The 14470-nt window shown below is 38.7% G+C and carries 13 protein-coding genes; 11 read left to right on the top strand and 2 right to left on the bottom strand.

Features of this window, described 5'->3' with window-relative positions; genetic code table 11:
• The first annotated feature begins 96 nt into the window (after positions 1 to 96).
• Positions 97 to 1071, top strand: coding sequence for a polyprenyl synthetase family protein (locus ACFSKL_RS12625; RefSeq protein ID WP_376886893.1), 975 nt, complete (start codon positions 97 to 99; stop codon positions 1069 to 1071).
• A 186-nt stretch (positions 1072 to 1257) separates the two neighbouring features.
• Here the strand turns inward: ACFSKL_RS12625 and ACFSKL_RS12620 are convergent, their stop codons facing one another.
• A complete protein-coding gene (locus ACFSKL_RS12620) occupies positions 1258 to 2508 on the bottom strand; it encodes an RHS repeat domain-containing protein (protein ID WP_376886572.1) in 1251 nt (416 codons plus the stop codon).
• Between the two features lie 242 nt (positions 2509 to 2750).
• On the opposite strand from ACFSKL_RS12620, the gene ACFSKL_RS12615 reads away from it, so the two are divergent.
• The 5 genes from ACFSKL_RS12615 (at position 2751) to ACFSKL_RS12595 (ending at position 7211) form a co-directional block, all read left to right on the top strand.
• A complete protein-coding gene (locus tag ACFSKL_RS12615; protein WP_376886571.1) occupies positions 2751 to 3437 on the top strand; it encodes a DoxX family protein in 687 nt (228 codons plus the stop codon).
• 109 nt (positions 3438 to 3546) lie between these two features.
• Positions 3547 to 4875 (top strand): hypothetical protein, encoded by a 1329-nt coding sequence (locus ACFSKL_RS12610; protein ID WP_376886570.1) that lies wholly within the window; start codon positions 3547 to 3549, stop codon positions 4873 to 4875.
• 5 nt (positions 4876 to 4880) lie between these two features.
• The gene (locus ACFSKL_RS12605; RefSeq protein WP_376886569.1) at positions 4881 to 5531 is read left to right on the top strand and encodes a hypothetical protein; all 651 of its coding nucleotides are present in this window, start codon (positions 4881 to 4883) and stop codon (positions 5529 to 5531) included.
• A gap of 161 nt (positions 5532 to 5692) precedes the next feature.
• The gene (locus ACFSKL_RS12600; protein WP_376886568.1) at positions 5693 to 6388 is read left to right on the top strand and encodes a hypothetical protein; all 696 of its coding nucleotides are present in this window, start codon (positions 5693 to 5695) and stop codon (positions 6386 to 6388) included.
• A 277-nt stretch (positions 6389 to 6665) separates the two neighbouring features.
• The gene (locus ACFSKL_RS12595) at positions 6666 to 7211 is read left to right on the top strand and encodes an REP-associated tyrosine transposase (protein ID WP_376886567.1); all 546 of its coding nucleotides are present in this window, start codon (positions 6666 to 6668) and stop codon (positions 7209 to 7211) included.
• Between the two features lie 317 nt (positions 7212 to 7528).
• Here ACFSKL_RS12595 and ACFSKL_RS12590 read toward each other — a convergent pair whose 3' ends face one another.
• Positions 7529 to 8758, bottom strand: coding sequence for a peroxiredoxin family protein (locus ACFSKL_RS12590; protein WP_376886566.1), 1230 nt, complete (start codon positions 8756 to 8758; stop codon positions 7529 to 7531).
• Positions 8759 to 9164: 406 nt separating this feature from the next.
• Here ACFSKL_RS12590 and mraZ point away from each other — a divergent pair, with 406 nt between their 5' ends.
• The 5 genes from mraZ to ACFSKL_RS12565 are packed head-to-tail and all read left to right on the top strand — an operon-like array spanning position 9165 to position 14468.
• A complete protein-coding gene (gene mraZ / locus ACFSKL_RS12585; RefSeq protein WP_376886565.1) occupies positions 9165 to 9605 on the top strand; it encodes a division/cell wall cluster transcriptional repressor MraZ in 441 nt (146 codons plus the stop codon).
• Positions 9606 to 9608: 3 nt separating this feature from the next.
• Positions 9609 to 10514, top strand: coding sequence for a 16S rRNA (cytosine(1402)-N(4))-methyltransferase RsmH (gene rsmH, locus ACFSKL_RS12580; RefSeq protein ID WP_376886564.1), 906 nt, complete (start codon positions 9609 to 9611; stop codon positions 10512 to 10514).
• A 1-nt stretch (position 10515) separates the two neighbouring features.
• Positions 10516 to 10896 (top strand): FtsL-like putative cell division protein, encoded by a 381-nt coding sequence (locus ACFSKL_RS12575; protein WP_376886563.1) that lies wholly within the window; start codon positions 10516 to 10518, stop codon positions 10894 to 10896.
• Positions 10893 to 13007, top strand: coding sequence for a penicillin-binding protein (locus ACFSKL_RS12570; protein WP_376886562.1), 2115 nt, complete (start codon positions 10893 to 10895; stop codon positions 13005 to 13007). Before ACFSKL_RS12575 ends, ACFSKL_RS12570 begins: the two co-directional genes overlap by 4 nt.
• Entirely contained in the window at positions 13008 to 14468 is a 1461-nt protein-coding gene (locus ACFSKL_RS12565) for a UDP-N-acetylmuramoyl-L-alanyl-D-glutamate--2,6-diaminopimelate ligase (RefSeq protein WP_376886561.1), read from the top strand.
• Positions 14469 to 14470: the final 2 nt, after the last annotated feature.

Genomic DNA, 14470 nt, shown 5'->3' with positions numbered 1-14470 from the left:
AACGATTTTGCTTTTGAGTAGTTTCTAAGTGGAATTATTAAACCAACGGCTTTGTGGAACATGGAATCCGTTGTATTATTGCAGCACCAAAGCGCTATGAAGCCTGACCTCAAACAAATACAGCAGCCTATTGCCACTGAAATGGTGGAGTTCGAGAAGAAATTTAGAGACTTTATGAAAAGTAAGGTCAAACTTCTCGACCATATCACCAGTTACATTGTCAAAAGAAAAGGGAAGCAGATGCGGCCTATGTTTGTGTTTCTTACAGCTGGGGTCAGTGGCCAGATCACAGAGGCTTCTTACCGTGGGGCTGCATTGATAGAATTGTTGCATACCGCTACATTGGTGCATGATGACGTGGTGGATGATGCAAATTACCGCCGTGGCTTTTTTTCCGTCAATGCCCTTTGGAAAAATAAAATAGCAGTCTTGGTAGGGGATTACCTGCTGTCCCGTGGCCTTTTGTTGAGTGTAGACAATGGGGATTTTGAGCTGCTCAAAATAGTTTCCCATGCAGTCAGGGAAATGTCTGAAGGGGAATTGCTACAGATTGCCAAAGCCCGAAAACTAGACATAACCGAAGAGGTTTATTACACCATCATCCGCCAGAAAACCGCAAGTCTGATCGCTTCCTGCTGTGCTGTTGGTGCCGCCACTTCAGGTGCAGATGCAGTGTTGGTAGAGAAAATGCGTGATTTTGGGGAAAAGGTTGGGATGGCTTTTCAGATCAAAGATGATCTTTTCGATTATGGTGAAGATGAGATTGGGAAGCCAGTAGGGATTGATATCAAAGAAAAGAAAATGACACTTCCTCTAATCTATGCCTTGAACAATGCTTCATGGCTAGACAAGAAAAAAATCATCTACCTGATCCGAAACAAAAACGAAGACAAAAAAGCAGTCAATGAAGTGATTGACTTTGTGAAAAAGTCCGGTGGCTTGGATTATGCGGATAAAGTAATGAATTCCTATTTTGAGGAAGCTTTGGCATTGCTGAATGAATTTCCAGACTCCGAATACAAAACTTCCCTGGAAGGATTGGTAAGGTATACCATTGAGAGAAAGAAGTAGTTTTTTCCTAAGCGTAGATTATATTGTATTTGTTTTTTATCCAAGGGGTTGCAATTCCATGCTTTTGTGAAGGTGATACACTTCTTTGCCAGTAATCTCAATTTCAAATATTAATGGTTGTATTGGAGCGATTCTGATAAACCGGGACTGGTTATCCATAAATATCTAATATGATTATCCGCAATATCACTCATAGTAAATTATCTCACGCTCTTTGATCACTTGTTGATATACTTCATCTGTTTCTGAAGAAAGAAGTTTGAGTTCAAATTTCACCCAGTTACCAACTACATCATAATTATGGGTCTTTATTTCTACCGTTTCTTCTTGGGGTTTATTTAGAATATGTTCTGTTACATTTCCATTGGTGTCAAAAACGTAAGATTCGTCTAAACTTATGCTTCCATCAGATTCATAAACAGTACGTTCTGTCATATTTGACTTGACATCAAACCTTCTTGTGACTTTTGATATCAAGTCTCCATTGCTATCAACTGACTTGTAGAATATTTCATTGCCATTTTCGTCATATTCTATGGAGTTTTTGACACTGCCCTTTTGGGAATCATGTATGTTTTCTTGAATCAAATTTTGGTTGGAATCGTAAGTAAGTTCATAAGTTATTTCACGCAGTGGTTCCCCTGTGTATTTTTTTCCAGTTTTGGAAGTGAGACTTCCGTTTGCATCATATTTAAATGAGCTTATAAATGATTGGTCTTCATCTAAGTAGTAACCTGTGGTTTGGTCTTTCAAATGCCCATTTTCATTTATAGTCGAAGAACTTTTGGGAGCATAGCGCAGATGGGTCTCTTTGGTTATTCTGTTCTTTTCATCATAATCATATTCCCAGACAAATTCCAATCTTTCTTCAGGGCCTACAAATTTTTCAAACTTTACAAGATTGTTTGATTGGTCATACTTCCAAGTTTTTTTATAGCCAAATGCATTTGAAAAAGGGTATTTCACCGTGACTTCTACAAGTTTTGAATTCTCATAAATCTCTTTTTGTATATGATCGACTTCCTTGTTTTGCTTATATACAGTTATTGTTTGGTTTCCATCTTCATGGATTTCAAGTTTGTTTTGAAGATACAGTCCTTCATGTGGGTACGTGTGTTTTTTGGCTTGATGGTCTTCCCACTCTTCCATCGATGAAAATGTAGGTGACATGTATGTGCTTTTGGAGATCTTTTTGCCTTCACTGGAATAGCTATAGATTGTTTTTTTGTCCAGCCTATCCAGAAAATACTCTTTTGTTTCTATAATTTGTCCTTCAGAATTATACGTGCTTTCATGTGAGTATTCATCCGTATCAGAATTCAGTTGCTTCCCTTGCCTATTGAAGGCGTATTTTGAGATTCTTACTTTTGGCTCTTCATTGGTATACTTGGTCGTTGAAGTTTCGCGTACAGAGTTGACTTTTCCTTTCAAATTCAATTTTTCCCAATCAGTTTTTTCTGTATTTATTATCGGTTTAGTGTTTTTTGCTGCTGTAAAGCTAGATGTTAGAAAAAATCCAAAAATTAGTAAAAGGGGAAATCTAAGGTTTAATACTGTTTTTTTCATTTTGATACTCTTCTTCAATATTTTCAATCGGGTATGACTTTCCTTGTTTAATACTGATTTCTTGTTGAAATTGTTCCAATTTGATACACTTTAGCCTTTCTTCCGTCCATCCCATGGGAGCATATTTAGAAGCGCTTCACCACACTGGTTATTATTATACTTTTATCGGAGTTGTGCAAGTATTGGCTGCATTGCTATTATTATATCATAGGACTGTCATGGTAGGTGCGCTTTTATACTTTTCAATTATTGTTAATATTTGGGTTTTATCTTTGGCTGTAAGGTTTGATGGGTCTTTGATGTCATCAACATTGATGGTTTTTGCTAATCTCTATTTGATTTGTTGGAATTATGATCGGTTTAAATATTTGTTCTCAACACCAAAAGTCACTGTTTCAGATTTGACAAAAACGTTAAATAAAAACAAGTTTCCACTGAAGTTTTTTAGTGGGGTGCTTTTTGCTATTTTCTTGGTTTTTGTTGTTGCGTTCAAGGTTTTTGATGTAAGACCGAGAAATACTATAGAGCAATGCAAAAGTCAATTTGAAAATACCGAATATGAAAACGAGGGCTTTGAATTTTGTAATTGTGTTCATTCTAAAGGTGGGCCTTTGAAGATCTGTCTTGATCAATATGAAATAAATATCAAAAAGCTTTCACATCCAAGGAATTTGAAATTTCTCAATTTAATATTCTTCAGCTTCACTAATAAAAGAGACCGCATAACAAAACCTTTCTTTATTAGGATTTATACACGGGAGATAGATAATGTTTTGAGTATGAATGCGTATGATATGTGATTATTTGTAAAAAAAAATTCAAACTAAAAATTTGCTTCTTTCTTTCTTTCTTTGTCTCTGTTTAATAGTTGATTAGGTTTTTTAAAATCATTTTTAACAAAAAAAGTATATGAAAAGAATATTACAATCTCCACTAATTTTAGTGTTATTTATGTTAGGGTGTTCAGGAATTGATGAATCTTCCATAAATTTGGATAAGAATGATCTTATATTAAAAAATGCTTCGGTCCCAAAACACTTAATTGATTGGTATAAGTTAGAAATAGGTAAGCAAAAAGAATTTTTGAAAAACCCAAAGAATTTATCTCTCAATAAAGATAAGATTAAATTATTATTTAGGGAGCATAATATTGATTGGGCAAGTGTTCAACAATTAGATTATAATGGTTTTGCTTCAGCTTATGAGTTCGAGATAATTCAACCTGAGTTGGTTTATCCTCATGATTTCATCAATAAATATCCATTAGATTTTCAGGAAAGAATAAACCAGACTCTTTTAATATTTGATCATGGAGAAAACATTAAAGGGTTTTTAATCAAGTATTACTACGAGGGCGAAAAACAACTAGATTTTTCAAATATAAATTATAATAATATACCGAAGGAATGGACTGGGGAAATTTGGGTTTATAGATTGGATGGAACACATGTTGTTTCATTTAATATTCTTGGTGGTAGGGTGCTAAATACCACAATACTGAGAAAAAGTGAAGAAAATATAATGAATTCTTCAGGAACGGCATCTGCAATGACTCAATGTTATGTAGTATGGACTCCTGGACCATGTGAACCAATTGAAGGTGAAGTAGGTATTGTGTGCTATGATTCGTTCAGCATCACTTGTACATCTCCTCCTGTAATGCTTGGTTATACGATTTGGTCAGGTAGTGGTGGGAGCGGAGGTGGTTCTGGTGGGATTGATCCTGGAGATCAATATTTATGTGATTTTGATCCTGATTGCATTCCTCACCCCGATGTTTCTATAAACATTGAGGATGTTATCAATTTTGATGGCTATTATGACAACCCTATTGATTTTGTAATAGAGAGCAATCCAGGTGTGAAAGATTGGCAGTCATTAAATTCAGCGCAGAGGTTTATTCATCTTTTCAATCATATAGTGAATGCCAAGGCAAATGGAAATCAATCCCTGAATATTAGAAATATCTTCTCAAATTGGCCATGGGACATTTCGTCTGATGGTCCAATCAAAGGTGATTGGGCAAACATCAGATATAATGGAAACCCCTATAGGATTTATTATGAAATTCCTGTTGTAGAACCATGGTCTATTATAAGTGTTACAGGATATGAAGGTTATAATGATAGAGGTGAGTGTAGAATTGAGTATTTAATTCATGGAGGAAATTTGCGTTCAGGGTTGATTTTAATTCCATATGCGGATTTATGTTCTTATTTTTGGGATCAGTTATTATGAGAAATGTGAAGAAAATAATGTTTTTGACCTTTCTTGTTATTATATGTTCATGTAAAGGTGGTTTGGAAGAAGGGGAGGGAGATGCTTTGTCTGAATTGACAGCCGAGGGTGATGGCGGTGGATCGATAGATATCGATATAGTCACAAGGAATGACAAGCCCGCTTGGCTTGGGATTAATGATGAGGATTCGTTAATAGTGATATTGGGTAACCTGGATACCCTTAAACTGGCTGATTTTGTATGGAATGATATTTCCTTGGGAAATATAAGTGAAGATATATTCAGAGGGAATGGTAACTATGTTCACTCCAAAAGTAGAATAAATGAAGAAATATCTTTTTATAAAAAAGATTCAACAATATTTTCATTTAATGATAAAGGATTTCGTGGATTTTATATTGAGGATATCGATAGTATGTCTTTTAAGAGTGTGAAATTGAAGGATTTAGATATATATTATTTTAAGGACAATTTTCCAAGAACCTATAGTGCGAGGAATTTTTTTATTGATGCGTATAAGATAAATTTTATTGATAATTTACCAGAGGAATATGATCGGCTCAAATTTCATTTGGAAGAATCAGAAAGGATCTTGAACATCAGGTTTATTGATGGGGTTGTAGTACAATTAGAGTTAGAGGATGGCTTTCTGTAAACATAATTAAGAGAAGGTTTTTGTTGTATGTGGCACATTCTTGGGTAGCAATTGGTTTCCATTTAGCTTTGAACTTAATCTAGGGATTAATTTAAATAGGAAAAATTGATTGAATTATTGGGAAGCTGATCTAGCTTCCCAATTTTCATAACGTAAATCTGATGTATAGAATACCTTCATTGCTTGTGTTTTTTTTGCTTTGGTTCAGTTCCTGTCAATCGACCAAGACTAGTATTAGGCAGTACTGCAAAGCTTGCCTAGATCCAGAAGATGGCATTATCATCGATGATTTGGCGAGCCCGATGCTCTCCGTTATGCAGAATAATGAGCTATGGGATATTATGAAGTTGGTTTTTGAGAAAGAAGGGTTCATCAATGTCTATGATAGATATGAGTTGGATTATGAGTTTTTCAACAATAACATTAAAGGAATAGATAGTCAGGAAGACAGAGAACAATTGGCTCTCAAGCTGGGAATCAAGTATATTCTCAAGCCATCTGTGTTGCAAACGAGGGAATCTGAAGGTTTCATGTATGATGCTATAAATCCGAATACATCCAAATATTCTTTTCCTCGAGAAGTACATCCAATTCCCAGAAAGCCAGCAGAAAATCAATCGATACTACAATATGAATTGATCGAGACTTCTTCGGGAGAGGTGGTTTACAGGGTAGATTTTGTAAACTCAGATTTAGGGTTTATAGACGATGATGGAGATGATTATAATATTAGCACAGTAATGAAAACTTTGCGGGCTGGAACCAGAAAAGGCACTAAATTCACCATTGCAGATTGCAGTTGTCCAAAGAAGAAGTACGCCAAGAGAAGGAAGTTTTGGGAGAAATTAGGTCATTGATGATTTTTCGGGGTTATGTGTCTTGGTTAAAAGAAGTTCATCTAAGCGTAGATTGCATCTACATTTTCATATCCTTGGTATTTGCAATTCGACTTTCAAAAAACAATACCCTTGAAGCAAAGATATATTAGGTGTAGTTTAAAACTACACCTAGTCGGTTTGTAGTTGATTTTAAGGGTCTCTCAAAAAACAGGAGTGCGCCCCTAAGCGTAGATTGCATCTACACTTTCATCTCCCTAGAATTTGCAATTCCAATCCAAGAGGATTATATTTAATTATGGGTGATGCTTTTCAAATTAGAGATCAGGAAATGCCTTATTTTTTGACATTCCAAGTTGTAGGATGGGCAGATGTTTTTACCAGAAAGAGGTATAGGGATTTTATCTTAGAAAATTTAGCGTATTGTAGAAAATCAAAAGGATTGTTTCTATTTGGTTATGTAATTATGAGCAATCATATTCATTTGTTGGTTCAACAAAAAGATGGTAGGTTGTCAGATTGGGTTAGGGATTTCAAAAAGTTCACAAGTAAGAAATTGATAAAAATGATTTCAGAGAACCCTGATGAAAGGAGAAAGGAGTGGCTTCAAATGATTTTTGAATATCACGGGAAGTTTAATAAGAGGAATAATGATATTCAGTTCTGGACTCACGAAAACCATGCTGTTGAAATGTATAATGTCGGCATGATAGAAAGTAGAATGAATTACATTCATGAAAACCCTGTTAGGGCTGCCATAGTTGAAAAACCCGAGGATTATTTATACTCCAGCGCAAGGGATTATTCTGGGTTAAAGGGATTGATTGATTTGGATTATTGGTGATTTTGAATAAACCTATGCCCCTAAGCGTAGATTGCATCTAAACTTATATATCCCTAGAATTTGCAATTCCACTTTCAAATAATAGAACCCACGCAGTCAAAATATTTAAGGTGTAGTTTCAAACTACACCTAGTCGGTTAGTCGTTGCTTTTTAAGGATTTCTCAAAAAATAGGGTGTGTGCCCCTAAGTGTAGATTGTATCTACACTTTCATATCCCTAAAATTTGAAATTCTGCTTTCAAATAACAATACCCACGCAGTCAAGATATTTAGGGTGTAGTTTCAAACTACACCTAGTAGGTTTGTTGTGTGTTTTATCATCCTTCCCCCAAAAGCCCCTCAACCAATTCTTCATGTTCTTCAACCCACCTGTCGTACAGTCCTCCTGTGCCAGGGCCATTGAAGCCAGTGTGGATATGGCGGACTTTGCCTTTTTTGTCGATGTAGACCAGTGTGGGAAAAGCTACTACACTGCTCAAAGCCGGCAATGCTTCCGCGGCTTTTTCTTTGTTGCTTACTCCTGCGATCAAGAAGGTATAATCTACGCCTAGCTTTTCGGCAGACTTCTTCACGCGCTGACTTGCATAGTCAAAATCCGGTTTGCTCTCAAAAGCCAAGCCGATGATTTCTATTCCTCGGTCCTTGTTTTTCTGATACCAAGGTGCCAAAAACTTCGTCTCGTCCATGCAGTTGGGACACCAGGTGCCAAATAGTTGGACGAGAACAACCTTGTCTCTGAATTTATCATCTTTGATGCTGACCATATTTCCATCGATATCGGGAAAGCTAAAATCCAGTTCGTCGTAGCCTTCTTTCAAATGGGTAAGCCCATAAGAGTCTGGCAATTCGAATTCCTCATCTCTCACCGCAATAAAGGTCTCTTCATATCTTGGTCCACTTCGGAATCTTCCCTGGATGGATCCGTCTTCCAATAGTTCGCCTGTGAAAAAGAATGCGTGGCTTCCGTCAAACGCACTCAGGTAAAAAGTGCTGCCACTGACGTTTCCTTCCAAATACCTATAGTCTCCCAAAGGAGTTAAGAATGTTCCATGTATCTTGTTTTCAGTTTGTTCGAAGCTTCCTATCGCTTCGGAAGTCTTTCCCTTTGAGTCTTGGAAAATTGTTTTCCATTTTCCCGAAAAATCAGTTTTGGGGGATTCCGAAACATCAAACCTATCGTACTTCCCCTTCTTGGCAGAAAAGGGAATGGAGTAATCCGACGAGTAATTTCTTACATAAATTCCCCGAAGTAAACTGTCTTTTTCAACTACTGCCCTGATTTCAGAATCAAAAATGCCCAAAGGGATAAAAATCGAATCATTTTTCATATATGCGTCATCAAGTTCGAGTTTTTCTTCTCCATTGATGATATTTATCACCCACTTCTCACCACTTTTTATAAATTCGAGTTCAAATGGCAATTTATCTGGGCTGATGTCCAATTCTGCCCGCCAAGTACCGCCAAGATTTACAGATGAGTTCTCAGATTTCCCACAGGAACTTAGAATAATGCAAACTATGCCAATTAATAAAATATGTGATTTCATAGGGTGATTTTTGAACCAAAAGCAAAGGTAATTCAAATAATCTATTTAGTCTATCAATTAAGTAGGGGAAAATTTGAGCGATATTTTTTTTCTTCAGTTCAGATCCTTGGGATTTTTCCCCACTTTTTCCCCTATTTAATTTAGTTTTGCCCAACTAAGTGGATTGCTCTGGAATTTTTTATTCAAAACCTTTAAAAAACGCATAAATCAAGCATTTTTGATTCGGTGAAAAAAGAACTCAATCCCTTGATGATCAATGAAAAAAAGTAGATTTTTTGTCTAAATCATTGCGATAGTTGAAACTTTTAGATACTTTTAAGAAAAAGTGGTGAAAAGTGGGGTGAAGTGGTGGATAGTGTAAAAGCTTTTATTACTTTTGTATTTGAAGTAAACTCAAGATTAATCCATGGGAATGTTTAACAGTCGTTATGAATGCAAGGTTGACGCCAAAGGTCGTCTGGCATTGCCCGCCAAAATAAAGGCGGCAATTCCGGAGTCCAATGGGAGTGAACTGTTCTTGCGATTTGGTGACGATGGTTGTCTTGCGCTTTACACAGAAACAGAATTCAAAAAACTCTACAATCAGATTAATTCTCTTTCGGATAGGGATCCTATCATGAGAAGGATCAAGAGAAGCTTTTTTGACGGATTGGTAACTGTCGAGTTGGATAGCGCTGGCAGATTGCTGATCCCCAAAAATTTTATGGCCTACGCAGGGATTGATAAAGACGCCTATGTGATTGGCATAGGTTCCTACGTGGAAATTTGGAGTGCTGAAAAATATAATGAAAACGTCGTGACGGATCAAGCTGAGCTTTCCGAGTTGATGGACAAATATCTCTCTTAAGTTATGGCAGATCGAGCTTACCATATTCCTGTGATGCTTCATGAATGCATTGAAGGCTTGGAAATCAATCCCAACGGGGTCTATGTAGACCTGACATTTGGGGGTGGTGGCCACTCACGGGAAATATTGAAAAAATTGGATCAAGGCCATCTTTATGGTTTTGATCAGGATGTGGATGCGGAAGCAAATATTCCCGAGAGTGGGAATTTCACTTTTGTATCAGCAAATTTCCGGGATTTGAAGAAATACCTCCGGCTTTATGGTGTAACCCAGGTTGATGGGATTATCGCTGATTTGGGGATTTCTTCCCATCAGATCGATGAGCCTGGCAGAGGTTTTTCGACAAGGTTTGATGGTGATTTGGATATGAGGATGAGTGCATCCATGAGTATATCGGCCAAAGATGTTCTCAACACTTATGAAGAAGGAAAGCTTCATAAAATATTCGGGATCTATGGTGAAATAAAAAATGCAAAGACGCTGGCGCAGGCTGTTGTTTCACATAGGGCTGCAGAGCCGTTTGTGACGATAGAAGGCTTCAAAGCTTTGCTTCAGAAATTCGCTCCAAGAGGGAGGGAATTCAAATATTTCGCTCAGGTATTTCAAGCCTTGCGCATTGAAGTGAACGATGAGCTTGGTGCTTTGGAGGAAATGTTGCAGCAGACGATTGAGGTTTTGAAGCCGGGAGGCAGGTTGGTCGTCATGAGTTATCATTCTTTGGAAGATAGGTTGGTGAAGAACTTCATTGCCAAAGGCAAGTTTCAAGGCGAGGTTGAAAAAGACTTCTTTGGAAACTTGGTCAGGCCTCTTGAGCCTGTCACCAGAAAGGCAGTGACGGCATCGGCAGAAGAGCTGGAGTTGAACAACAGGTCTAGGAGTGCCAAATTAAGAATTGCAAAAAAGGTATAAGATGAGCCAGAATACTTTCAAAAAGAAAATCAAGCAGGCAGCTTCTCCGGGAGGTAAAAAGAAAACCCTTTTTACCCTGATTGAGGAGAAGCTTAATGTGACTGGAATTCTTGGTGATGGTATCCCGGTGAGATTTGGGCCTCCATTTTTCTTTGCCGCATTTTTGGCAATGATCTATATCTGGAGCAATCACCGGGCTGACAATTTGATCCGAAAGATCGAAAAGATGCAACAGGAAGTAGAGGATCTAAGGGCAGATGTGACTACGTTGGAAGCGGAATATATGCTCAGTAGCAAGCAGTCCGAAGTAGCCAAAAAGATTCAGCCTTTGGGAATATATGAAATAGATGAACCTCCGGTTAAAATAAAATATAAGAAGTGAATATAAAACGTTCCATAGTACTGAGAGTAAGAATAGCCTTTATTTTGGTGTTCTTATTTGCTGGGCTGATCTTTTACAGGATCGCCCATTTGCAGTTTGTGGAGGGGGAGAAATGGCAGGCAAAATCAGAGAGTCTGAATTTCCAATTTAGGCAAGTCAGTGCAACGAGGGGGAATATCTATGCTGGGGACGGTAGTTTGCTTTCTACAAGCTTGCCTTTTTACAGGGTTGTGATTGATCCTGCGGTGGCCAAAGAGGAGGTTTTTAGCAAAGGAATCGATTCACTGGCTTACTTGCTCTCTTCATTTTACAAAGACAAGTCAGCCGATTCTTACAAAAGAGCCATCAAAGATGCCAGGGCAGATGGAAAGAGATATTTGATTCTAAACCGCAAGCAAGTTGGCTATCAGGACATGCAGGCCATGAGTAAATGGCCCATTTTCAGAAATGGAAGAAATTCAGGTGGGATCATATTTGAAAAGGTAGAAAAGCGGTACAGGCCATTCAATGACCTTGCAAACAGAACCGTGGGCTATATCAATGAGGATAAATATGGAGCTGGGATCGAGTATAGTTTCAACGAATATTTGGAAGGGAAAAACGGTAAGGCTTTGTTTCAGAGGATTGCCGGGGGAAGTTGGAAGCCGGTATTTGATGCGGAAGATATCAAGCCAGATGATGGTTTTGATATTTTGACGACTTTGGATGTGAATATCCAGGATGTAGCTGAATCTGCCTTACTCAGACAATTGACAAATAAAGACGCAGAATTTGGATCTGTCATTGTGATGGAAGTGGCTACCGGTAAAATCAAGGCCATTGCCAATCTTCAAAAAAATGGTGGTGGTAGAGGTTACGGTGAGAATTACAATTATGCCATAGGAGACCAAGGACTGACTGAGCCTGGCTCTACATTCAAGCTTTTGTCAATGTTGGCACTGTTGGAAGAGGGCAAAATCAACTTGGATGAAGCCATTGATACAGGGAATGGGACGTTTAGGTTTTATGATAGGGTTATGAGGGATGCCAAAAATGGAGGATATGGAGTCATCTCTATCAGAGAGGCATTTGAAAAATCTTCCAACGTAGCGATCTCAAAACTGGTGGAGGAGAATTTTGGGCACCAGCCAAAGAAATTTGTCAGCTATATACAAAAAGTTGGGCTGGATCAGCCGATTGGGTTCCAACTAAAGGGTGAAGGTGCCCCGTATTTCAAAACTCCAGGTGAAAAATACTGGTACGGGACGACTTTGCCATGGATGTCGATAGGTTATGAATCCAAGCTTACCCCCATGCATACTTTGATGCTTTACAATGCAGTGGCAAACGGTGGGAAAATGGTGAAGCCGATGATTGTACAGGCCATTGCGAGGGGAAATCAGGTTGAGAAAAGTTTTGAGACAGAGGTATTGAGAAAGAGCATTGCTTCTGAGAAAACGATCAAACAGCTTCAGGGACTATTGCAAGGTGTCGTTGACAATGGAACTGCAAAAAATATCCACAACAGCGATTACAAGATTGCCGGAAAGACAGGGACTGCCCAGAAATTGATTGATGGCAGGTATACGCAAAGATACTATACCTCTTTTGCCGGATATTTTCCTGCGGATAATCCGAAGTATTCTGCAATCGTCATTATAGATAGTCCAAAGGGTTTCAATGCTTATGGTGGGGATGTTTCCGCTCCGGTTTTCAAGGAAATTGCAGATAAGATATATGCCCAGGACTTACAGATCAATGTCAAGAGTCAGCCTAAGTTTCAGTATGCAGATTCGAATACAGATGAGTTTCCATTTATCCAAGCAGGAAAATTCGATGAACTTCAGATGCTCTGCAACAAGTTTGGAATCTCCAACCATTACAACAATGATGGAGGGGAAAGTTGGGTGAAATCCACGGTCAGTAATAAATCCATCCAATGGAAGGCCAATAAAGTAGAGTCCCCGACAGTTCCTGATGTAAGTGGGTTGTCCTTGAGGGATGCGCTTTATGTATTGGAAAACAAGGGGCTTAGGGTAGTCTATGAAGGTAAGGGTAGGGTGAAAAACCAATCCATGTCAGCGGGCAGTACAGTTCACCAAAATACGGTTATCAAATTAGTATTGGGTTAAATGAAGATATTAAAAGACATATTGTACAAAGTTTCATTGAATGCCACCATTGGAAATATGGACAGGGAGATCAGTGAGATTGTTTTTGATAGTCGTAAGGTTGTCAAGGATAGTGTCTTTGTGGCTATACCGGGGACATTGGTAGATGGTCATGGTTTTATACTTGCTGCGATTGAGAAAGGCGCAGGGGTTATTGTCTGTGAAATACTTCCGGAGGATTTGCATCCAGAGATTACTTATGTTCAGGTAATCAGTGCAGCAAGTGCGCTGGGAGTTATGGCTGCGAATTATTATGAAAATCCATCCAGCAAATTGAAGTTGGTAGCTGTGACCGGAACCAACGGAAAGACGACGACAGCGACTTTGCTGTACCAGTTGTTCGTGGAAATGGGGTATGAAGTTGGTCTTTTGTCCACCGTGGAAAACAAGATCAGCGATGAGGTTATCCCTGCTACCCATACGACACCGGATGCTTTGAGTATTCAGGCGTTGTTGGCCAGGATGGTTGAGGCTGGATGTACCCACTGCTTTATGGAAGCAAGTTCTCATGCAATAGTACAGGGAAGGACTTCCGGAGTGCAGTTATCAGGGGCGGTTTTTACGAATATTTCGCATGATCACTTGGATTATCATGGCACATTTGACGAGTATATCAAGGCAAAGAAAAAGCTTTTTGATGAATTGCCTAAAGATTCATTTGCCCTGATCAATGCAGATGACAAAAGAGGGATGGTCATGCTACAGAATACCAAGGCTGCCAGACAGACTTTTGGGCTGAAATATCCTGCAGACTTCAAGGCAAAGATCTTGACCAATGCTTTGGAAGGGTTAGAACTGGATATCAATGGGAAGCAAGTCTGGTTTAGGATGATAGGGGAATTCAATGCCTACAATATCCTTGGGGTCTTGGGGACAGCAGTTCTCTTGGGTGAAGATGAAGAAGAGGTGTTGATGCAGCTTTCCAAAGTACAGGGTGCCCAAGGGAGGTTTGATAAGATTTCGATTGCGGGAATCACCGCAATAGTGGATTACGCACATACTCCTGATGCTTTGGAAAATGTGTTGAAAACCATCCAAGGCGTGAGGTCAGGAGGAGAGCAAGTGATCACCGTCGTAGGGTGTGGAGGGAACAGGGATAAGACCAAGCGGCCAATCATGGCAAGAATAGCGACTCAGTTGAGTGATAAGGTGATTTTGACCTCTGACAATCCAAGAGACGAAGAACCCATGCAGATTCTAAAGGAAATGGAATCAGGGGTGAATCCAGTGGATTTCAAAAAAACCATGATCATCGAAGATAGAAGGGAAGCGATCAAAACGGCAGGGATCATAGCCAATAAAGGGGATATCATATTGATAGCCGGCAAAGGGCATGAAACCTACCAAGAAATAAAAGGTGTGAAGCATCCTTTTGATGACCGCGAGATAGTAAAAGAATTGATAACCCTATTGAATAAGTAAAA

It is taken from the genome of Belliella marina (genome assembly GCF_042682445.1).
In the GTDB taxonomy this organism is placed as follows: Bacteria; Bacteroidota; Bacteroidia; order Cytophagales; family Cyclobacteriaceae; genus Belliella; species Belliella marina.
This window is presented reverse-complemented; position numbering and strand designations above follow the sequence as displayed.